We start from the raw sequence: 20,225 nt of genomic DNA on the forward strand, positions 1-20,225 counted from the left end.
GAGGCCGGGAGCGAGGGGAGGCCGGGAGCGGTTCACCCCGGGCGCGGGCGCGACGAAGGTCCCCGGAACGGCCGTCACCCGCGTGGCCCACGCAAAGACGCCCGTGCCCGGGGGTGCCCGCAAGGATTCGGGCATGGGTATACGCATGCTCGACCGACGCACGGTCATCGCCACGGCCGTCGTCTCGGCGCTGCTGGCGCCGATACCCCCGGTCGCCGCGCAGGCGAGCACCGCTCAGGTCCCCGCGGCCTGCCGTTCCGTCCGTGACCCCGACCTCGCCGCCCGGATGTCCCGCGACATCCGGGCGGCGCTGTCGTCACGCGAGGGCACCGTCTCCGTCGCGGTGCGCGACGACGACACCGGCCTGACCTGCGCACTCGCCAGCACACGCAAGTACGACTCGGCGAGTGTCGCCAAGCTCGTGATCATGGAGGGTGCGCTGCGCCGGGCGGAGGAGCTGGGGCGCGGACTCACCAAGTGGGAGCGGACCAACGTACGGCCGATGATCATCAGGTCCGACAACAGGTCCGCGGTGCGGCTGTGGAGCGACCTCGGCCACGCCCGGCTGAGCCGCTTCCTGAGCCGCGCCGGAACGACGAGCACCGCCCTGGGCCCCAAGGGCTACTGGGGTCTGACCCGCACCACGGCCGCCGACCAGATGCGGCTGCTGGGGGTCCTCACCGACACCCGCTCCTTCCTGAAGAGCCGCGCCTACGGCCTGAAGCTGCTCAGCCAGGTCCGCCGCGACCAGCGCTGGGGGGTGCCCGCGGGCATGCCGAGAGGCATGAAGGCGCACGTCAAGAACGGGTGGCTGCCGCGCGCCACGCACGGCTGGCGGGTGCACAGCGTCGGCGCGTTCACCGGCCGCGGCCGGACGTACCGCATCGTCGTCCTGTCGCACGACAACCCCACCATGGCGTACGGAGTCCGCACCATCGAGCGCATCGCGCAGGCCGTGCACCGGGGCCTGGGCCGTGGGCACGGTCCGGTGCGGAGTCTCACGCCGGAGAGCGCGGTCAGCGAGGTGCCGGACGGCTCGGCTCCGAGTGAACCGCTGCCGGGCCGGGACGAGCCGGAGCCGGACGCCATGTCCTGACCCCGGCCGCGTACAGCGCGAGGCCGAGCACGAGCCCGGCGCCCGCACCGAAGCACAGCGTCGGAATCCACTCCCAGGGCCGCGCGTCGGCTCCCTGGTGGGACAGCCGGTACGAGGCCCGCTGCACCGCGCCCGCGAGCGCGCACCCCCCGATGACGGCACCGGCCGTCCACCGGTCGGAACGGGACAGCGCGGGCACCCCCACGGGCTCGCCCGGAGGAGTCCGCCGCAGCGCGACGGCCACGAAGAGGACAAGGACGACGGCCGCCACCGCCGAACTGCCGTACTGCGCGTACCGGTACACCGGCGAACCGGCCATCTCCCGTCCCAGCACGGGCAGCAGCTCCACACCCCAGCGGTCGTGGTGCGTGAACGCGTCCCACACGACATGGGTCAGCGCGCCGAGCGCCGCCGAGAGGTACCACCACGCCGCGGTCGACGGGCGCGGACGCGCACGTGCCGCCCCGCACCGCAGCTGACCCGCGACCCGTCCCTGCCGGGCCCGCGGCAGCAGCGCCACCAGCGGCTCGCGCGCCACCAGCCACGCGCCCACGAGCGCCCAGGCGGCGAGCACGTCGAAGGTGAGGACCCCGGTGAAGGAGTGGGTGAAGGCGCCGAACTCCATGGCGCCCGGCACCACATTCGCCGCGTAGTAGGTCAGATCGGGAGCGAACGAACCGGCCACGAGAACCGCCGGCACCAGCCGGCCGCGCCCGCTTCCGTCGCCGCGCACGGCGGGAAGCACGGCGGCCGCGTGGCTGAGAGTGAAGGGCAAGTCGACCTCTTGTGGCTAACGTTGGCCGGGTACGGCCGACTACCTGCCGCACAAGCGGACATGGCCAACTGGTGAAAATGGGGCACGAACGGGTGCCCGCGTCACAGGAGTTGTCGTAGGGTCGCCTGGGTCGTCGTGACGGGGAAACGGTCGGACGCCAGAAGGAAACCACAGCACCAAGTCGCGTAAGCGGTCGTCCACGGGAGGGACTCACTCAATGGTGGCGCATTTCGGCACGAGGCTGCGCAAGGGGGCGATGACCACGGCTGTCGCCGCGGTCGCGGTCGCGGCTCTGTCCGCCTCCCAGGCCCCTGGAGCGACCACCGACGACGCGGGCAGACAGACCACCGGCGCCGACGCCGAGTCCACGCCCGACGCGAACAGCGACGGCAGCGCGACCGGCAACTCGCCGTACTACACGGACCTTCCGCCGCTGAACACCCCCAGCCCGGCGCCGACCATAGGCACCCCGGTCTCCGTCGGGGAGGCCGAGGCGGGCATACCCGCGACCGTCCTCGCCGCCTACAAGCAGGCCGCGGCCTCGCTGCGCGCGTCCAAGGCCGGCTGCAACCTCCCCTGGGAACTCCTCGCCGCCATCGGCAAGGTCGAGTCGGGCCAGGCGCGCGGCGGCAACGTCGACGCCCAGGGCAACACGATCACCGCGATCCTCGGCCCGGTCCTGAACGGCGAGGGCTTCGCGAACATCGGTGACACCGACGGCGGCGCGTACGACGGCGACAGCACCTACGACCGCGCGGTCGGCCCGATGCAGTTCATCCCCTCCACCTGGGAGTGGGCGGGCCGCGACGGCAACGGCGACGGCAAAAAGGACCCGAACAACATCTACGACGCGGCGCTCGCCGCGGGCGGCTACCTCTGCCGGTTCAACTGGGACCTGGCCGACGAGGCCGACCTGCACACCGCGATCCTCAGCTACAACAACTCCACCGAGTACCTCAACACGGTCCTGTCGTGGCTGGAGTTCTACCGCGAGGGCACCCACGAGGTACCGGACGGCACCGGCACGCTGCCCTCCAACCGCAGCGACAGCTCCGACGGGGTCACCACCACGCCGAGCGCGACTCCCACCACACCGAACACCCCGTCGCCGAACACCCCGTCGCCGAGCACACCGCCGAAGGGCGACAGCTCCCCGGGGACCAAGCCGACACTGCCCGCCACGCCCATCCCGAGCCCCACGCCCACCGAGACGGTGGACCATCTGGAGGACGCGGGCACCGGGACGCTCACCGCGACGGCGGGCGACGCCTTCGGCGAGCGGGTCGCCGTGCGCACCGAGACCTCGGCGGGCAAGGCCGTCGCGAAGGTCCGAGTGCGCTTCACGATCGTCGGCGACGCCACGGACGCCACCTTCACCGGCGGCGAGAGGGTCGCCACGGTCGTCACCGACAGCAAGGGCACGGCCACCGCGCCCGCGCTCGTCGCGGGCGAGAAGACCGGCTCCTTCGTCGTGCGCACCAGCGTCGTGGGCCGCACGCTGACCGGCCTCGACTTCACCGCGAACGTCACCGCCCGTCAGGCCGACGCCCTCGCGCGCACCACCACGACCGCGCTGACCTGCGTGCCGGGCGGCGCGTTCGCGGAAGCGGTCGAGGTGAAGGCCACCCTGAACGGCGCCGTCGCCGACAAGGTCGCCGCCACCGCCACCCTGATCACCTCGGCGGACGACGCGACCGTGAACGACAAGGGCCCGTACTTCAAGGACGCGGCCGGCAACCCTGTGCGCACCCTCACGGACCTCACCACGGACGCCGACGGCCTGCTGAAGCTCCCGGCGCTCTTCGCGGACGACACCACCGGCACGTTCCTGCTCCGCGTCACCACCACGGGCGGCGCGACGCTCACCGTCGAACTGACGGTGGCCGCGGCGACCACCCCGGAGCCGACCCCCTCGACCACCTCCGAGCCGACGGCCTCGGCCACCCCGTAGCGGACACCCGCACTGCCTTGGCGCCCCTCCGCTTCCCGCGGAGGGGCGCTTTCGTTGTGTGTGCGACGTGTTCTCATCTCGCCCCGCCGTTGCTACGGTGCCGGACCTGACGATGTATCAGCTCCTGGCCCCCGGGGAGGCCCGCATGCGCGCCCTCATCGCCGCCGCGACCGGTCTCGCCGCGGCGCTCGCCCTGGTGCTCACCGTCACGGCCATGGGCTCCCCGGCCGGCGAGACCTCGCCGAAGCCGCTGCTCACCACCGTGCCCTCGCACCCGTAACGCACCGGTTCCACGCCACCGGAAACGCACCCGCCCCACGCACCCGGCCAGGCACAGGGAGGACGCCACCATGCGCCGCAAGGTCAGCCTGATCCTGCTCGCCTTCGCCGTGTTCTTCGCGGCGATGTCCCCCCTGCTGCGCTGGTACGCCTTCCCGCGCGTCGCCAAGGTCCCCGCCGACCAGTACCAGGACATGGTCCTGGAGGCGAAGGACGCCACCCTCCTCGACTACGGCACCATGACCGCGAAGAAGGTCCCCCAGGTCACCGTCGTACAGACCCTGAAGGGCAACGTCGAGGCCTCCGAGAAGATCGAGAGGACCGCCGGCCGGGACGTCGTCGTCTGGGACTCCCTCTCTTACATCCAGGGCCCTGACGGCGAGATGGTCTCCAAGCTCCCCGAGCGGTACATCTTCGACGCGCACACCCAGGAGCCCGTCCACGCCACCGGTGAGTCGGTCGACGGCGAACCCGTCACCCGTGAGGGCATCGAGTTCAAGTGGCCCTTCATGACGGAGAAGAGGGACTACGAGTACTTCGACGCCCAGACCCGCACGTCGGCCCCCATCCACTACGAGGGCACCCAGGACTTCCGGGGCGTGGACGTCTACTACTTCGAGCAGACCATCCCCTGGACCGAGGTCGAGTTCCCGAAGATCCTGCCCGTGGAGGGCGTCACCCTGGACTCGATCGCCGAGTCGGGCACCACCCGCTGGTACACCACGGTCCGCAGGTTCTGGGTGGAGCCGGTCACCGGCGCACCCGTGTACGGCGAGGAGATCCACCGGGAGGAACTGCGCGGCGGCACCCTCCTCGGGGACCGCGACAAGGTGACCGCCTTCTCCGGGCACGTGAAGATGCGCGAGGACTACATCGATCACACCGTCGACCTGGTCAGGTCGAACCGCACCCTGGTCCTGCTGATGACGACGTACCTCCCCTGGGGCTTCCTGGTCCTGGGCGCCGGCCTCCTGACGCTCTCCCTCTACCTGGAGGCCCGCGGTCGTCGCCCGCGTGACCCCGCGCGCGCGGACGCGGTGGAGCCGGATCCGGTCAGCGCCTGAGCCGCGCGTTCGTGAACCGCGTCGGCTCGGCGGTCGCCGGGTCCTCGGGCCACGGATGCTTCGGATAGCGCCCGCGCAGTTCGGCTCGCACGGCCTTGTAGCCGTCCCGCCAGAAGGACGCCAGGTCGGCGGTGACGGCGGCGGGCCGCCCCGCGGGCGACAGCAGATGCACGAGCACGGGCACCCCGGCGACGGCCGGGGAGGCGTGCAGGCCGAACATCTCCTGCAACTTGACGGCGAGGACCGGCTGTTCGGGGTCGCTGTAGTCGATCCGGATCCGCGATCCGCTGGGTACCCCGATCCGCTCGGGCGCGAGTTCGTCGAGACGGGCCGCGTCCCCCGTCGCCCAGGGCAGCAGCCGGTTGAGCGCCTGTCCGGCGTCGACGCGCGCCAGATCGGCCCGCCGCCGGGCGCGGCTCAGCTCCGGTTCCAGCCACTCGTCCACGCGCGCGTGCAGCGCGTCGTCACCGACATCGGGCCACGGGGCGCCGAGGTGCAGCCGCAGGAACGCGAGCCGCCGCCGCAGGACCTCCGCGTCCTGCGACCACCGCAGCAGACCGAGCCCGTCCTCCCGCAGCCCTTCCAGCAGCGCTTCCCGTACGAGACCGGGGTCGGCCTTCTTGAGCGGCCGCACCGCCAGCTCGACCGCCCCGAGCCGCTCGACGCGCCGTGCGACGACGTCGCCGTCGGCCCAGTGGACCTCCTCGCCCGCCGAGCGCAGGGGCGCCGCGGCCCGTGTCGCCGTCTCCTCGTCGATGACGGCGGCGAGCCGCACGCGCGCGTGCCCGGCGCCCACCGGACGGTCCGCCACGGCCACCGCGAGCCAGGGCGCGCCGCGCAGGGCCGAGCCGTCCGCCGGCTCGGCCCGGGTCCCCGACACCATGAGGTAGGAGCCGCCCTGGGCCCGCGCGACCCGCTCGGGGAACGCCAGGGCCGCGACGAGCCCGGCCGCCTGGTCGTCCCCCGCGACCGGGCGTGGGCCGGCGGCGGGCGGACCCGAGACGGAGGCGGACGACGTGCGCAGCCGGCGGGACTCCGTGCGCCAGCGGGCCGCGTAGGAGTCGCCGCCGCGCCGGGCGGTCCGCCAGGCCGCCGCCAGATCGTCGCCGTACTCCCGCGGCGGTTCCTCGCTCAGGAGGGCGACCACCTCGGCCGCCCGGCCGGCGCCTACCTCGGGCGCCGCGTCCAGCAGGGCCCTGGCGAGCCGCGGGTGCAGGCCGAGCCCGGACATCCGCACACCCCGCTCGGTCGCCCGGCCCGCGGGGTCGACGGCGCCCACCGCCGACAGGACCGAGCGCGCCGCGGCCATCGCCCCGGCGGGCGGCGGGTCCAGGAGCGCGAGTCCACTCGCGTCCGGATCGCCCCAGCAGGCCGCCTGGAGGGCGAACGCCGTCAGGTCGGCCACCTTGATCTCCGGCGCGGGAAAGCGGGTGAGGCGGGCGTCCTCCGCCTCGGACCAGCAGCGGTACACCCGGCCCGGCGCCTCACGCCCGGCCCGCCCCGCCCGCTGCCGCCCGGCCGCCTGCGAGGCCCGTACGGTCGCCAGCGCGCTCAGCCCGCGCGCGTGGTCCACCCGCGGCTCCCGGGCGAGCCCGGAGTCGACGACCACCCGCACCCCGGGAACCGTCAGCGACGACTCGGCCACCGAGGTCGCCAGGACCACCCGGCGTCCAGCACCGCCCGACAGCACCGCGTCCTGCACGGCGGCGGGCGCCCGGCCGTGCACCTGGAGCACCTCGGCACCGCCGAGATCCCCCAACTGCCCGGCGACCCGCGCGATCTCGCCGACCCCGGGCAGGAAACACAGGACGTCCCCCTCTTGCTCGGCCAGCGCCCGGCGCACCACCGACGCCACATGGGCGAGCAGCACGGGGTCCACCCGCATCCCGTGCGGCGGCCGCACCGGGCGCGCGGGCGGCGCCCACACCACCTCCACCGGATACGAGACCCCCTGGGCCTCGACCACCGGCGCCCCGCCCATCAGCCGCGCCCACCCCTCGGCGTCGGTGGTCGCGGACGCGGCCACGAGCCGCAGCTCGGGGCGGAGCGCGGCCCGTACGTCCAGCAGGAAGGCGGCCACCGTGTCGGCGTCCAGGTGCCGTTCGTGGCACTCGTCGAGCACGACCACGTCGACGCCCGCCAACTCCTGGTCCCGCTGGAGCCGTTGCAGCAGCACGCCGGTCGTGACGACCTCCACGCGCGCGCGTGGACCCACCACCCGCTCACCGCGCACGGTGAAGCCGACGCTCTCGCCGACCTTCTCCCCGAGCAGCCACGCCATCCGCCGCGCGGCGGCGCGCGCTGCGATGCGGCGCGGCTCGGCGACGACGACACGGCGCCGCGGACCCTCGTCCAGCAGCCCGGCGAGCGCCAGCGGCACGAGGGTCGTCTTGCCGGTGCCGGGAGGCGCGACGAGGACCGCCGTGCCGTGCGCCTCCAGGGAGTCGCTCAGGGCCGGCAGCGCGCCGCGTACGGGCAGGGGGTCCAGGGCGTCGTATCGGATCACCCGCTCAGTCTCTCCCCCGGCCTCCGGCCGGGGGTGCCCCCGTCTCGCTCCGCTCGCACACGAAGATCGCCGTGCCCGGGATCAGGTTCCCGCGCAACGGCGACCAGCCGCCCCATTCCTGGGTGTTCCAGGCGGGCCACTCCGGTTCGACGACGTCGAGGAGACGGAAACCGCCCGCCACGACGTCGCGGACCCGGTCGCCGACCGTCCGGTGGTGTTCGACGTAGACCGCGCGGCCCTCGTCGTCCTGCTCCACGTACGGGGTGCGGTCGAAGTAGGACGAGCCGACGGTCAGACCGTCGGGGCCCGGTTCGTCGGGGAAGGCCCAGCGGACCGGGTGCGTCACGGAGAAGACGAAACGGCCGCCGGGGCGCAGCACCCGGCGCACCTCGCGCAGCACCCGGACCGGCTCGGCGACGAACGGCAGCGCGCCGTACGCCGAGCACGCGAGGTCGAAGGAGCCGTCCGCGAACGGCAGGGCGCTCGCGTCGGCCTCCACCAGGGGCACGGTCCCGCCGATCCGCAGCGCGTGCTGGAGCTGGCGGTGGGAGAGGTCGAGGGCCACCGGGCGCGCACCCTGGCCGGCCAGCCAGCGCGAGCACTGGGCCGCGCCCGCGCCGATCTCCAGGATGTCCTTGCCCTTGAGGTCCTCGGGCGGGCCCAGGAGCTCGGCCTCCACCTCGTCGAGGCCCTCGGGGCACCACACGAAGCGGTCGTCCCCCAGGAAGGTGCCGTGCTCGGTCTGGTAGTCGTCCGCGTTCCGGTCCCACCAGCCGCGATTGGCGCGGGAACTCTCCGTGCCGTCCGCGTCGCGTCGGGTGGCTTCGGGTTCGAACGGTTCGGGCTCTTGGATGATCGGCTCCCTCGTATTAGTCTGCGGGCTCTTCCGCCCAACCGGTCTCGGGAACGTCACGGCAGGGGCCGATTACGGCCCGCGTGGCCTCGTGAGACAGGTCTTGTGCCGGGTATGCGGCGATCCGCCCCGGGTGTGCGCCTTCGCGCATTGACCCTGTCCGGCTGCCCCCGTATGCTACAAGTTGCGCTGCGGGCCTGCGCACCTCAGACGTAGCAGGTCGCGCTCGCATCTGTATGAATGACCCCTCGGTTGTCGAGGCGCCACCGGCGGTGTTTGTCACAAACACTCTCCGGATTCGGCGCTTCCTTGGCTGTCCGGCCGTCTGCAGAGCGAAACGGGCTCCCGGCGCAAGCAGTACCTACGACTCACTGTCCGTACCGGAGCCCTTTCCCACATGACGAGCAGCACCGAGACCACCTCTACCACGCCGCAGGTAGCGGTCAACGACATCGGTAACGAGGAAGCCTTCCTCGCCGCGATCGACGAGACGATCAAGTACTTCAACGACGGCGACATCGTCGACGGCGTCATCGTGAAGGTCGACCGGGACGAGGTCCTGCTCGACATCGGTTACAAGACCGAAGGCGTGATCCCGAGCCGCGAGCTCTCGATCAAGCACGACGTCGACCCGAACGAGGTCGTCGCCGTCGGCGACGAGATCGAGGCCCTGGTTCTCCAGAAGGAGGACAAGGAAGGCCGCCTCATCCTGTCCAAGAAGCGCGCTCAGTACGAGCGGGCCTGGGGCACGATCGAGAAGATCAAGGAAGAAGACGGCATCGTCACCGGTACCGTCATCGAGGTCGTCAAGGGTGGTCTCATCCTCGACATCGGCCTCCGTGGCTTCCTGCCGGCCTCCCTCGTCGAGATGCGCCGCGTCCGCGACCTCCAGCCGTACGTGGGCAAGGAGCTCGAGGCCAAGATCATCGAGCTGGACAAGAACCGCAACAACGTGGTCCTGTCCCGCCGTGCCTGGCTCGAGCAGACCCAGTCCGAGGTCCGCCAGACGTTCCTCACGACCCTGCAGAAGGGTCAGGTCCGCTCCGGCGTCGTCTCCTCGATCGTCAACTTCGGTGCGTTCGTGGACCTGGGTGGCGTCGACGGTCTGGTCCACGTCTCCGAGCTTTCCTGGAAGCACATCGACCACCCCTCCGAGGTTGTCGAGGTCGGCCAGGAAGTCACCGTCGAGGTTCTCGACGTCGACATGGACCGCGAGCGTGTCTCCCTGTCGCTCAAGGCGACGCAGGAAGACCCGTGGCAGCAGTTCGCCCGTACGCACCAGATCGGTCAGGTCGTCCCGGGTAAGGTCACGAAGCTCGTTCCGTTCGGTGCGTTCGTCCGCGTGGACGAGGGCATCGAGGGTCTGGTCCACATCTCCGAGCTGGCCGAGCGCCACGTGGAGATCCCGGAGCAGGTCGTCCAGGTCAACGACGAGATCTTCGTCAAGGTCATCGACATCGACCTCGAGCGCCGCCGCATCAGCCTCTCGCTGAAGCAGGCCAACGAGGCCTTCGGTGCCGACCCGGCTTCGGTCGACTTCGACCCGACGCTGTACGGCATGGCCGCGTCGTACGACGACCAGGGCAACTACATCTACCCCGAGGGCTTCGACCCCGAGACCAACGACTGGCTCGAGGGCTTCGAATCCCAGCGCGAGGTGTGGGAGACCCAGTACGCCGAGGCGCAGCAGCGCTTCGAGCAGCACCAGGCGCAGGTCATCAAGTCCCGTGAGGCGGACGCGCAGGCCGAGGCCGAGGGCGCTGCCGCCCCCGCCGCCGGTCCTGCCGCGGGTGGCGTCTCGGGTGGTTCGTACTCCTCGGAGTCGGACGACACCTCCGGCGCCCTGGCGTCGGACGAGGCGCTGGCCGCCCTCCGCGAGAAGCTGGCCGGAGGCCAGAGCTGATCGCTTGATTCGGCTTCAGCCGAATACCGCGGGCCCGCACCCTTCTGGGTGCGGGCCCGCGGTGCGTTCGCCGTGCCCCGGATTCCGCGGCGCTCAGCGGCGCGATACCTGCCGCGCCGCTGAGCTCACGGAAACGTGGTGGATACACCAGCAACGGACCCGCCGTAACGGGGCGTTGGGAGGCTTCCTCGGTCGTTCAAGATCGAAAGAGGAGGCGGAGTCATGGCAGAACCTCTCGGGGGGCCGGGCGCGAGCCGGCGTTCGTTCCTGCGCAACGTGGGTCTCACCGGTGGCGCGGGCGCGATGTTCGCGACCATGGGAGCCCTCGGCCTCGCGCCCACCGCGCAGGCCGCCCAGCGTGAACAGCCCTTCCGTGCCCCGAAACCGAGCGACTTCACCCTCACCGGACGCGGCGCCGCCAAGGTCGTCATCGTCGGTGGCGGCATCGCCGGACTCGCGGCAGCCTACGAACTCGGCAAAGCCGGCTACGACTGTACGGTCCTGGAGGCCAGGGACCGCACCGGCGGCCGCAACTTCACGGTCCGCGGCGGCGACTCGACCACCGACCTCTACGGCAACACCCAGAAGGCCCGGTTCAGCGAGGGCCAGTACATGAACGCCGGGCCCGCCCGGCTCCCGCAGTGGATGGTCACCCTCGACTACTGCCGCGAACTCGGCGTCCCCGTCGAGGTGTTCACCAACACGAACGCCGACGCGTACATCTACAACGAGTCGGCCGGCATGACCGGGCCGACGCGGTACCGCACCGCGAAGGCGGACGTCTACGGCTATGTCTCCGAACTCCTCGCCAAGGCCACCGACAAGGGCGCCCTCGACAAGGAGCTGACCGCCACCGACCAGGAGCGGCTCGTCGAGTTCCTCAAGGACTTCGGGGAGTTGGGCGACACGCTCGCCTACGAGGGCGGTGAACGCCGTGGCTACACCACCGTCCCGGGCGCCGCCGGCACCCCCGGCGTGATCCTCGGCGACGTCCCCACCGCCTCCGAGGTCTTCGCCAGCGGGGTGGGCCGCTACTTCTCCTTCGAGTTCGGCTTCGACCAGGCGATGCTGATGTTCCAGCCGGTGGGCGGCATGGACCGGATACCGCGCGCGCTCACGAAGGCGATCGGCGCCCACCGCATACGCACCGGGGCGGCCGTTTCCAGAATCACCGACAAGGGGAGCGGCGTCACGGTCACCTACACCCAGGGCGGCCGCACCAGATCCCTCGACGCCGACTACTGCATCGGCGCCCTGCCGCCCAACATCCTCGCCAAGATCCCGCACAACCTCGGCACGGGAGTGCAGACGGCCCTGGAGGCGATCACTCCCTCGTCGGCGGGCAAGATCGGACTTGAGTACCGTTCCCGCTGGTGGGAGCTCGACCACCGGATCTACGGCGGCATCACTGAGACCGACCAGGACGTCTCGCACATCTGGCATCCGTCGTACGGCTTCCACGGCGAGCGCGGCGTGATGATCGGCTACTACAACTACGGCGGCGACGCGGACTCGTACGCGAAGCTCACCCCCAAGGGGCGCGAGGAGCGCGCGGTGGCGGTGGGCGTGAAGATCTACGGCGAGAAGTACCGCACCGAGCTCGCCTGCTCCTTCTCGCACCACTGGCGCCAGACACCCCACCTGGAGGCCGCCTGGCACAGCACCCCGGGCGGCCCCGACCACGTCCGCTACAAGCCCCTCACCGAGCCGACCGGACGCGTCCTGTTCGCGGGCGACTGGCTCAGCTACACCGATGCCTGGCAGCACGGCGCGTTCACATCCGCCAGGAACGCGGTCACCGCGCTGCACGCGCGCGTGCTGTCGGCCTAGGGGATGTCGAAGGGGCTGAGAAGTCGGTAAGAGGTCCCCGTGTGGAGCGCGAGCGGGGAATGCCCGCGCTCCACACCATGTTGTGAAGTACGAACACGAGGAGGAGCGGTCACAGTGCTTGATCCGCAGGGTTTGTACGCATGGGAGCCGAAGGGCTTGGCTGTTGTCGACATGGCGCTCGCCCAGGAGTCGGCAGGACTGGTCATGCTCTACCACTTCGACGGATACATCGACGCGGGCGAAACCGGCGACCAGATCGTCGACCGGCTGCTCGACTCGCTGCCCAACCAGGTCGTGGCCCGCTTCGACCACGACCGGCTCGTCGACTACCGGGCCCGGCGTCCGCTGTTGACGTTCAAGCGCGACCGCTGGAGCGACTACGAGGAGCCGACGCTCGACGTACGGCTCGTACAGGACGCCACCGGCGCGCCCTTCCTGCTGCTGTCCGGCCCCGAGCCCGACGTCGAGTGGGAGCGCTTCGCCGCCGCCGTCCAGCAGATCGTGGAGCGGCTGGGCGTGCGCCTCGCCGTGAACTTCCACGGCATCCCGATGGGCGTTCCGCACACGCGCCCCGTGGGCCTGACCCCGCACGGCAACCGCACCGACCTGGTGCCGGGCCACCGCAGCCCCTTCGACGAGGCGCAGGTGCCCGGAAGCGCCGAGGCGCTGGTGGAGTACCGCCTCATGGAGGCCGGACACGACGTCCTCGGCGTCGCCGCCCACGTGCCGCACTACATCGCACGCTCCGCGTACCCCGACGCCGCGCTGACCGTCCTGGAGTCGATCACCGCCGCGACGGGTCTGGTGCTCCCCGCGATCGCGCACTCGCTGCGCACCGAGGCGCACCGCACGCAGACCGAGATCGACCGGCAGATCCAGGAGGGCGACGAGGAGCTCGTCGCCCTCGTCCAGGGCCTTGAGCACCAGTTCGACGCCGCTGCGGGCGCCGAATCGCGCGGCAACATGCTCGCCGAGCCGGTGGACATCCCGTCCGCGGACGAGATCGGGCAGGAGTTCGAACGGTTCCTGGCGGAGCGGGAGGGTGAGGGCTGATCTCGCGCTCGGGGGCCTCGCAGCCCCTCTGCCCTGCTGTCAGAGGCAGGCCCTAAGCTGCTCGGCATGCTGAAGGTGGGCCTGACCGGTGGAATCGGCGCCGGCAAGAGCGAGGTGTCGCGGCTGCTCGTCGAGCACGGCGCGGTGCTGATCGACGCGGACAGGATCGCGCGTGAGGTCGTCGCGCCCGGAACTCCCGGGCTCGCGGCGGTCGTCGACGCCTTCGGCGCGGACGTGCTCGCGCCGGACGGGAGCCTGGACCGCCCCAAGCTGGGCTCCATCGTCTTCGCCGACCCGGAGAAGCTCGCCCTCCTCAACTCGATCGTGCACCCGCTGGTGGGCGCCCGCTCCAGAGAGCTGGAGTCCGCCGCCTCCGAGGACGCCGTCGTCGTGCACGACGTGCCACTGCTCGCCGAGAACGGCCTCGCGACCCTCTACGACCTCGTGATCGTCGTCGACGCCGCCCCGGAGACCCAGCTCGACCGGCTCGTACGACTGCGCGGCATGACCGAGCAGGACGCCCGCGCCCGCATGGCCGCCCAGGCCACCCGCGGCAAGCGCCTGGAGATCGCGGACGTCGTCATCGACAACGACGTACCTTTGGAGGAGCTGGAGCGGCGCGTACGGGAAGTATGGGCCGACCTCGTGCGACGAGCTGAGGGGTGCACGGGAGTGACGTCACCACCGCGGGCCGACGACCAAGGAATGACGACCATGGAATAGGGTCCGCCGATCCGCGCGTTGAAACCGTGTAGTGAGGGAAGGACTCAGCCGTGCCCGAGACCAGCGGTTCCGCCGGACGTACTCCGGAGACGCATGTCATCGACTTCCGTGCCGCCGAGCAACTGCTCGCCGCCCGTGACCCGCGGGGCGCGGTGAAGCTGCTCGACTCCGTCATCGACGCGCATCCGGAGAACACCGCCGCGCGGCTGCTGCGCGCGCGAGCCTTCTTCGCCGCCGCGCAACTGCGCCCCGCCGAGCTGGAGTTCACGATCGTCCTGGAGCGCGAGCCGGACAACGCGTTCGCGCACTTCGCGCTCGCCCGTACCTACGAGCGTCAGCTCCGCCCCGAGCAGGCGAAGCGGCACTTCAGGCTGGCGGCGGCGCTCGACCCGAACCCGCAGTACCTGGAAGCGGCGCGTTTCGACTCGTAGGCAGCCTCGTAGGCAGCCTCGTAGGCAGCTCGGACTCCTCGGCCCGCTCGGACTCGTGGACAGGGCATGGGGCACGGATCACGGATCTCGGATCACTGATCGCTGTGGTCCGGCGGGCGGTACGGGGGTACGTCGCGGCCCGGCTGGTAGTGCGGTCCCTGGCGGATGTGCCGCAGGACCACGACCATGTCCACGGTGACGATCAGCCACAGCACGCCGCACGCGGCCGCCCAGCCGGGGCGCCCGGCGAGAGCGAACCCGGCGGTCCCGGCGGTCGCCCAGATCAGCCCCCAGGCACTCAGCCAGAACCGCATCCGCAGCGCACTGCGCGCGGTCGTCGGTTCACTGCCTGTACGCATTCCGATCACCACTCCTATCGGAAAAACGTACTCTTCGTCGTGCATGTTCACCATGGGACAGCGGTCGGAGGGCGGGAGAGGCGGAGATGCTGCTGGACGCGCTGCGGGCGGACGCGAGGCTGTCCGAGTGGCTGAGGGACCTGGATAACGAGAACGCGCCACAGGTGGAGGTGCTGCTCCCGGACGCGGACGAACTGCCGGACGTCCTGCTCGACCTCACCGTGGCGCACGAGCACATCAACGAACTCGTGGCCCTGCGTGCCCGGTTGGTGACGGACGCGGACGCGATGGCGCTTCTCACGCGGTGCGTCAGCCGCCTCGTACGGAACCTGGGGGAGGTCGGCAGCGCGTGGGCGCCGCCCCAGTTCCCGGCGTCGGCGGGTGCGCTGGGGCGTTGTTTCCAACTCTTCGTCTTCGTCGCGGCGTTGCCGTTCGTGCGCGCCCACCACCGTTCCCGCGGTGTCCCGGACGACGTGTCCCGGCGTACGCTCGCCGACCTCGGACGGCAGGTGGCCGTGCATCACCGGAGACTCGGTACGCCTGGACTGCTCTTCCCGGAGTGGATGGCCCTGCACTTCCACGGTGAGCTGTTCCAGCTGGGGCGGCTCCAGTTCGAGCGGGCTCGGCTCGGCCGGCGGATGGGACGGGCCCTCGCGGCGGCCGGTTCGGGATCCGGGCCGGGCGATCCCTGTCTGAGCCTGCACATCAGCGACTTCCGCGGCCCCTTGTCGCCCGCCGCCTGTGACCGTTCGCTCGCCCTGGCGCGGGAGTTCTTCGCGCTGCACTACCCCGACGAGCGGTACGAGGTCGCCGTCTGCCACTCGTGGCTGCTCGACCAGCAGCTCAAGCGGTATCTGCCGCCGTACTCCAACATCGTCCGTTTCCAGGACCGGTTCGACGTCGCCTACCAGGAGACCACCCCGGACGACGGGATGCCCGTCGGCTTCGTCTTCGGCGATCCGGAGCTGCCGGTCGCGGAACTGCCGCGGCGCAACGGCGTCGAGCGGGCGGTGGGGGACCATCTGCGAGCGGGCGGGCACTGGTACGGAGGGCATGGCTGGTTCGCGCTGTGACCGGGGTGGGTCAAACCCCGTCCGGCGCCGATGAGTTCCGAACCGCGGCTCGGTCTACCTCTGTGAAAGCAACAGCGACCGCTTCACACAGGAGACCCCGATGTCCGAGACCGCCATCCCCGCCGCCTCCGCCACCTCCGTCCCCCGCACCACGTCCGCCGCAGCCGGCACGCCCCGCAGCCGTGACGCCCGGATCTCCCTCGGCGCCCTGCAGATCACGCTCGCTCTCTTCTACGCCTTCGCGAGCGCGCTGCCCAAGCTGATCGCGCACCCGTCGGCGGCCGAGAGCTTTGACAAGCTCGGGTGGGGCAGCACGGGGATGTACACCATCGGCGCCCTCGAACTCGCCGGAGCCATAGCGCTGTTGATCCCGCTGCTGTCCTCGGTGGGGGCGGTGGCGCTCAGCGCGTTGATGGTCGGCGCCTTCATCGTGAACGTCACCGTCGTACAAGGGTCGTACGTGGCGACACCCCTCATCCTGATCCTGCCCCTCGCGCTGATCGCCTGCGCCCGCAGGAGTCACACCACGGAGCTGCTCCGCCTGGTGCGACGACGGGCGTGACCGGCTGGTCGCTCGGCCGTCCGCGGTCCGTTCGACCGACCGACCGCCGCCGTACGACGCCGAGGGCGCCCCAGCACGACCGGGGCGTCCTCTTCCCGGTGCTCGGTCCGGACCTCGGTGCCCGTCCGGAGCTCAGTGCCCGTCCGGGCCGGGCGGTGGGCCGGGGAAGCCGCGGAGGCGTTCCAGCTCGCGGCGGTCGCGCTTGGTGGGGCGGCCGGCGCCGCGGTCCCGGATGCCCGCGGGGGCGACGGCCTCGCGCGGCGGTGGCGGCGGGCTGTTGTCGACGAAGCACTCGGCGGCGACGGGCGGCCCGACCCGTTTGCGGATCACGCGCTTCACGATGACGACCCGTTCCCGGCCGGCGTGCCGCAGGCGCACCTCGTCACCGACGTGCACGGCGTAGGCGGGCTTGACGCGCTCGCCGTTCACCCGCACGTGCCCACCGCGGCAGGCCGCGGCGCCCATGGAGCGGGTCTTCACGAGACGTACCGACCAGATCCAGACGTCGACCCGCACGCTCTCGCCAACGCGAGGACCGGCGGCCCTGGCCTCGGCGACGACGGCGTCGCCCGAGTCGCCCGAGGCGCTCGCACTGCCCGTCCCACCCGCGCTTCCCGTACCGCCCGCGCCGTCCGTGTCGACATCCGCACCCTCAACAGCCATACGTCGACTTTAGTCCCCCGAGCCCGGTGGCCCCGGGGGAATATCCGTCGCACGGCTCACCCCGGATGCGACCGCCCCACCGAGCCGAGAGGCTGATCCCTGTGGTCGTCCGGGGAGCAGCAGGCAGACAGAACTACAGGTGAGGGGCCCGTCGTGGAGACAGCAGCCAAGGTCGACGCCCTGATGGACGGCCTCCGCGCCGACCTGGTGAGGCTGGCCGAGATCCCCTCCGTGGCGTTCCCCGGATTCCCGGGGGAGCCGGTCCAGGAGGCCCACGATCTCCTCGTACGACTGCTGCGGGAGGCCGGTGTCGAGCGGATCGACCGTATCGACCTTCCCGGCACCGCCCCCGTGATCCTCGGTGAGATCGCGCCGCCCACTCCGGACGCGCCGACCGTGCTCCTCTACTCGCACTACGACGTCCAGCCGCCCGGCGACGAGAAGCTGTGGCTGTCGCCGCCCTTCGAGCCGACGCCGGTCGAGGGCGGCCTCAGGGCGCGCGGGATCGCCGACGACAAGGCGAACGTGATCGCGCATCTGGGGATGCTGCGGGCGTACGAGGGGCGGCCGCCGGTCGGGGTGAAGATCGTGTTCGAGGGCCAGGAGGAGTACGGCAGCCCTTTCGACGATTATCCGCCGAGCGATCCCGAGCGGTTCGCCTGCGACGCGATGGTCATCGCCGACCTGGGGAACCTGCGGCCCGGCACGCCGACGCTGACCACCGGGCTGCGCGGCGCCTGCGAGGTGATCGTCGAGGTCCGCACCCTCGAAGAGCCGCGCCACAGCGGGGAGTTCGGCGGCGCGGCACCGGACGCGCTGCTCGTCCTGCTGAAGGCCCTGGCCACGCTGCACGACGTGCACGGCGACGTGGCCGTGGCGGGACTCAGGCGGGAGGAGTGGACGGGGACGACTTACACGGAGGAGGAGTTCCGCGGCCTCGCCGGTGTGCGGGAAGGGCTGCCGCTGATCGGGAGCGGGAGTCTCGGCGAGCGGTTGTGGAGCGGGCCCGCGATCACCGTGATCGGACTGGACGCGCCGAGCGTGGAGCACGCGGCGTCGGCCGTCGTCCCCTACGCGCGTGCCAAGCTCAACCTCCGTTTCCACCCCCGGCAGGACGCCGAGGAGGCGCGGGCGAAGCTCGTCGACCACCTGTGCTCGCTGCGGCCCTTCGGTGTCCCGCTCACCGTCACCCCGGGCGACACCGGCCCCGGCTACGAGGCCTCGACCGGTGGTCCCGCCTACCGCGCCGCCCGCACCGCGCTGCGCGAGGCCTGGGGCGAGGAAGCGTCGTACGTGGCCACGGGCGGCTCGATCCCGCTGGTCAACGGGCTCGCGCGGGCCGCCCCGAACGCCGAGGTGCTGCTCTTCGGCGCGCAGGACAGCATGTGCAACCTGCACGCGCCCAACGAGCGCGTGCTCCTGTCGGAACTGCGCAACACGGTCGTGGCGATGTGCGCGTTCGTACGGGAGTACGCGGCCGACTTCCGGGCCGAGGGGGCGTCTTGACCGCCGGCACGACCGAGGAAGCGCGGCACGAAGAGCCGCCGCCCAAAAGGAAGTTCACCTTTCCCAGCGCGCTGACCGTGCTCGCCGTCGTGACGATCGCGGTCTGGGCGCTGGCGTTCCTGATCCCGGCCGGGCAGTACGACCGCGACGAGGCCGGCGCGCCCGTCCAGGGGACCTACCACCGGGTCGACTCCGGCCAGAGCTTCGTCGACCGGCTCAACGACCTCTTCCTCTCCCCGGTCAACGGCCTCTACGGCATCCAGGACGACAGGAGCGGCCAGGTCGGACCCGACCTGAGCGGTGAACTGTACGGCAGCGCCGGGGTGTTCCTCTTCGTGCTGGCGATCGGGGCCTTCATCACCGTCGTCTTCGCCACCGGCGCGCTCGACCGGGGGATCGGACGGCTGGCGCACCGGCTCCGGGACCGCGGGGCGTTGCTCATCGCGGGCGTGATGGTGGTGTTCTCCGTGCTCGGCACGGTGGAGGGCTTCGCCGAGGAGACGCTGGGCTTCTACGGGCTGATCGTGCCCCTGATGCTGGCACTGGGGTACGACCGGATGGTGGCCGTCGGCACGATCATCCTCGGCGCCGGTGTCGGGGTGCTCTGTTCGACGGTGAACCCGTTCGCGACGGGCGTGGCCTCCTCCGCCGCCGACATCTCGCTCGGTGACGGCATCGTGCTGCGGTTCGTGATGTGGGTGGTGCTGACGGCGGTGACGGTCGCGTACGTGGTCCGCTACGCGCGGCGGGTGCGGCGGAATCCCGAACGGTCGCTCACCGGGTTCCTGCCCGGGGACCGTGAGCACGCGAGTGAGGCCGCGGGCGAGGTGCCCGAACTGACCGGCCTGCACAAGGCGGTGATCATCGCGACGGCGCTGGTCTTCGCCTTCATGATCTTCTCGGTGGTGCCCTGGGCGAGCGCGCTCACCGGCGACGCGGACGCGACGCCGTACGGCTTCGAACTCGGCTGGTCCTTCCCGCAGTTGGCGGCGCTTTTCCTGTGCGCGGCGGTGCTCGTCGGGCTGGTGGCGCGGATGGGCGAGCAGAAGCTGAGCGCGACGATCATCCAGGGCGCGGCTGACTTCATCTCCCCGGCGCTGGTGATCGTGCTGGCGCGCGGAGTGACTGTGATCATGAACAACTCGAAGATCACCGACACCGTGCTGCATTCCATCGAGGGCGTCGTGAAGGGCACGTCCTCCAGCGTCTTCGCGATCATCGTCTTCCTCGTGAACCTGCCGCTGGCCTTCCTCATCCCCTCCACTTCCGGCCACGCGACCCTCGCGATGCCGATCCTGGCGCCGCTCGCCGACTTCGCCGGGGTCTCCCGCGCGGTCGTCGTCACGGCCTGGCAGTCCGCCAGCGGCTGGATGAACCTCTGGGTGCCCACCACCGCCGTCACCATCGGAGGCGTCGCCCTCGCGAAGGTCGGCTACGACAAGTACCTCCGCTTCGTCTGGCCGCTCCTCGCCATCCTGCTCCTGCTGATCTGCGGGTTCGTGGCGGCGGGCGCGGCGATGACGTAGCCGTTTCCGGGGGTGCGGCAGCCTTCCCGGCCGTGCGGAAGCCGTCATGGCTGTCCGGGAGCCGCCCGGGAG

Annotated in this window: 18 protein-coding genes; 13 read left to right on the forward strand and 5 right to left on the reverse strand. The window is 71.6% G+C overall.

All coding sequences use genetic code 11. The features are described from left to right. Nucleotides 1–133: 133 nt before the first annotated feature. On the forward strand, nucleotides 134–1,096 hold the full coding sequence (locus ACIP79_RS28770; RefSeq protein WP_401227756.1) for a serine hydrolase: 963 nt from the start codon (nucleotides 134–136) through the stop codon (nucleotides 1,094–1,096). On the opposite strand, the gene ACIP79_RS28775 is transcribed toward ACIP79_RS28770, so the two are convergent. Next, the gene (locus ACIP79_RS28775; RefSeq protein ID WP_401227758.1) at nucleotides 1,017–1,871 is read right to left on the reverse strand and encodes a DUF4184 family protein; all 855 of its coding nucleotides are present in this window, start codon (nucleotides 1,869–1,871) and stop codon (nucleotides 1,017–1,019) included. The two genes, ACIP79_RS28770 and ACIP79_RS28775, sit on opposite strands and share 80 nt — an antisense overlap. A gap of 217 nt (nucleotides 1,872–2,088) precedes the next feature. Here ACIP79_RS28775 and ACIP79_RS28780 point away from each other — a divergent pair, with 217 nt between their 5' ends. The 3 genes from ACIP79_RS28780 to ACIP79_RS28790 all read left to right on the forward strand — a co-directional run bounded on the left by ACIP79_RS28780 (nucleotide 2,089) and on the right by ACIP79_RS28790 (nucleotide 5,165). Continuing rightward, complete coding sequence (locus ACIP79_RS28780) at nucleotides 2,089–3,822, forward strand: lytic transglycosylase domain-containing protein (protein WP_401227760.1); 1,734 nt, start codon at nucleotides 2,089–2,091, stop codon at nucleotides 3,820–3,822. 145 nt (nucleotides 3,823–3,967) lie between these two features. Continuing rightward, on the forward strand, nucleotides 3,968–4,102 hold the full coding sequence (locus tag ACIP79_RS28785; protein ID WP_401227762.1) for an SPW_0924 family protein: 135 nt from the start codon (nucleotides 3,968–3,970) through the stop codon (nucleotides 4,100–4,102). Nucleotides 4,103–4,172: 70 nt separating this feature from the next. After that, entirely contained in the window at nucleotides 4,173–5,165 is a 993-nt protein-coding gene (locus ACIP79_RS28790; protein ID WP_401227764.1) for a DUF3068 domain-containing protein, read from the forward strand. Here ACIP79_RS28790 and hrpB read toward each other — a convergent pair. Then, complete coding sequence (hrpB, locus tag ACIP79_RS28795) at nucleotides 5,155–7,671, reverse strand: ATP-dependent helicase HrpB (protein WP_401227766.1); 2,517 nt, start codon at nucleotides 7,669–7,671, stop codon at nucleotides 5,155–5,157. The genes ACIP79_RS28790 and hrpB overlap by 11 nt on opposite strands. 4 nt (nucleotides 7,672–7,675) lie before the next feature. Further along, nucleotides 7,676–8,584: a class I SAM-dependent methyltransferase gene (locus tag ACIP79_RS28800; protein WP_401227768.1), complete on the reverse strand. Its 909-nt coding sequence runs from the start codon at nucleotides 8,582–8,584 to the stop codon at nucleotides 7,676–7,678. A gap of 337 nt (nucleotides 8,585–8,921) precedes the next feature. On the opposite strand from ACIP79_RS28800, the gene rpsA reads away from it, so the two are divergent. The 5 genes from rpsA to ACIP79_RS28825 all read left to right on the forward strand — a co-directional run bounded on the left by rpsA (nucleotide 8,922) and on the right by ACIP79_RS28825 (nucleotide 14,464). Continuing rightward, nucleotides 8,922–10,427 (forward strand): 30S ribosomal protein S1, encoded by a 1,506-nt coding sequence (gene rpsA / locus ACIP79_RS28805; RefSeq protein WP_383689150.1) that lies wholly within the window; start codon nucleotides 8,922–8,924, stop codon nucleotides 10,425–10,427. Nucleotides 10,428–10,730: 303 nt separating this feature from the next. Then, a complete protein-coding gene (locus ACIP79_RS28810) occupies nucleotides 10,731–12,257 on the forward strand; it encodes a flavin monoamine oxidase family protein (protein ID WP_401228129.1) in 1,527 nt (508 codons plus the stop codon). A 114-nt stretch (nucleotides 12,258–12,371) separates the two neighbouring features. Then, entirely contained in the window at nucleotides 12,372–13,310 is a 939-nt protein-coding gene (locus tag ACIP79_RS28815) for a PAC2 family protein (RefSeq protein ID WP_383683865.1), read from the forward strand. Between the two features lie 66 nt (nucleotides 13,311–13,376). Further along, nucleotides 13,377–14,033: a dephospho-CoA kinase gene (gene coaE, locus ACIP79_RS28820; RefSeq protein ID WP_401227771.1), complete on the forward strand. Its 657-nt coding sequence runs from the start codon at nucleotides 13,377–13,379 to the stop codon at nucleotides 14,031–14,033. Between the two features lie 50 nt (nucleotides 14,034–14,083). Beyond that, complete coding sequence (locus ACIP79_RS28825) at nucleotides 14,084–14,464, forward strand: tetratricopeptide repeat protein (protein ID WP_383683868.1); 381 nt, start codon at nucleotides 14,084–14,086, stop codon at nucleotides 14,462–14,464. Between the two features lie 92 nt (nucleotides 14,465–14,556). On the opposite strand, the gene ACIP79_RS28830 is transcribed toward ACIP79_RS28825, so the two are convergent. Beyond that, on the reverse strand, nucleotides 14,557–14,823 hold the full coding sequence (locus ACIP79_RS28830; protein WP_401227773.1) for a DUF6343 family protein: 267 nt from the start codon (nucleotides 14,821–14,823) through the stop codon (nucleotides 14,557–14,559). 86 nt (nucleotides 14,824–14,909) lie between these two features. Here ACIP79_RS28830 and ACIP79_RS28835 point away from each other — a divergent pair, with 86 nt between their 5' ends. After that, nucleotides 14,910–15,896, forward strand: coding sequence for an acyltransferase domain-containing protein (locus ACIP79_RS28835; protein ID WP_401227775.1), 987 nt, complete (start codon nucleotides 14,910–14,912; stop codon nucleotides 15,894–15,896). A gap of 100 nt (nucleotides 15,897–15,996) precedes the next feature. Next, nucleotides 15,997–16,458, forward strand: a complete 462-nt coding sequence (locus tag ACIP79_RS28840) for a DoxX family protein (protein WP_401227777.1) — start codon at nucleotides 15,997–15,999, stop codon at nucleotides 16,456–16,458. A gap of 132 nt (nucleotides 16,459–16,590) precedes the next feature. Here the strand turns inward: ACIP79_RS28840 and ACIP79_RS28845 are convergent, their stop codons facing one another. Further along, the gene (locus tag ACIP79_RS28845; protein ID WP_401227779.1) at nucleotides 16,591–17,121 is read right to left on the reverse strand and encodes an RNA-binding S4 domain-containing protein; all 531 of its coding nucleotides are present in this window, start codon (nucleotides 17,119–17,121) and stop codon (nucleotides 16,591–16,593) included. Between the two features lie 153 nt (nucleotides 17,122–17,274). Here ACIP79_RS28845 and ACIP79_RS28850 point away from each other — a divergent pair, with 153 nt between their 5' ends. Both ACIP79_RS28850 and ACIP79_RS28855 read left to right on the forward strand, forming a co-directional pair. Next, entirely contained in the window at nucleotides 17,275–18,627 is a 1,353-nt protein-coding gene (locus ACIP79_RS28850) for a M20/M25/M40 family metallo-hydrolase (RefSeq protein WP_401227781.1), read from the forward strand. Next, entirely contained in the window at nucleotides 18,624–20,153 is a 1,530-nt protein-coding gene (locus ACIP79_RS28855; protein WP_401227782.1) for a YfcC family protein, read from the forward strand. Before ACIP79_RS28850 ends, ACIP79_RS28855 begins: the two co-directional genes overlap by 4 nt. Nucleotides 20,154–20,225: the final 72 nt, after the last annotated feature.

Origin of the sequence: Streptomyces sp. NPDC088747 (assembly GCF_044751025.1) — a bacterium.
Classification (GTDB): Bacteria; Actinomycetota; Actinomycetes; order Streptomycetales; family Streptomycetaceae; genus Streptomyces.

What these genes read in the sequence shown, in the direction of transcription:
- ACIP79_RS28845 (WP_401227779.1), bottom strand. Translation starts at nt 17,121, where the DNA reads ATGGCTGTTGAGGGTGCGGATGTCGACACGGACGGCGCGGGCGGTACG.
- ACIP79_RS28790 (WP_401227764.1), top strand. Translation starts at nt 4,173, where the DNA reads ATGCGCCGCAAGGTCAGCCTGATCCTGCTCGCCTTCGCCGTGTTCTTC.
- ACIP79_RS28835 (WP_401227775.1), top strand. Translation starts at nt 14,910, where the DNA reads ATGCTGCTGGACGCGCTGCGGGCGGACGCGAGGCTGTCCGAGTGGCTG.
- ACIP79_RS28810 (WP_401228129.1), top strand. Translation starts at nt 10,731, where the DNA reads ATGTTCGCGACCATGGGAGCCCTCGGCCTCGCGCCCACCGCGCAGGCC.
- ACIP79_RS28780 (WP_401227760.1), top strand. Translation starts at nt 2,089, where the DNA reads ATGGTGGCGCATTTCGGCACGAGGCTGCGCAAGGGGGCGATGACCACG.
- ACIP79_RS28785 (WP_401227762.1), top strand. Translation starts at nt 3,968, where the DNA reads ATGCGCGCCCTCATCGCCGCCGCGACCGGTCTCGCCGCGGCGCTCGCC.
- ACIP79_RS28840 (WP_401227777.1), top strand. Translation starts at nt 15,997, where the DNA reads ATGTCCGAGACCGCCATCCCCGCCGCCTCCGCCACCTCCGTCCCCCGC.
- ACIP79_RS28770 (WP_401227756.1), top strand. Translation starts at nt 134, where the DNA reads ATGGGTATACGCATGCTCGACCGACGCACGGTCATCGCCACGGCCGTC.
- rpsA (WP_383689150.1), top strand. Translation starts at nt 8,922, where the DNA reads ATGACGAGCAGCACCGAGACCACCTCTACCACGCCGCAGGTAGCGGTC.
- ACIP79_RS28830 (WP_401227773.1), bottom strand. Translation starts at nt 14,823, where the DNA reads ATGCGTACAGGCAGTGAACCGACGACCGCGCGCAGTGCGCTGCGGATG.
- coaE (WP_401227771.1), top strand. Translation starts at nt 13,377, where the DNA reads ATGCTGAAGGTGGGCCTGACCGGTGGAATCGGCGCCGGCAAGAGCGAG.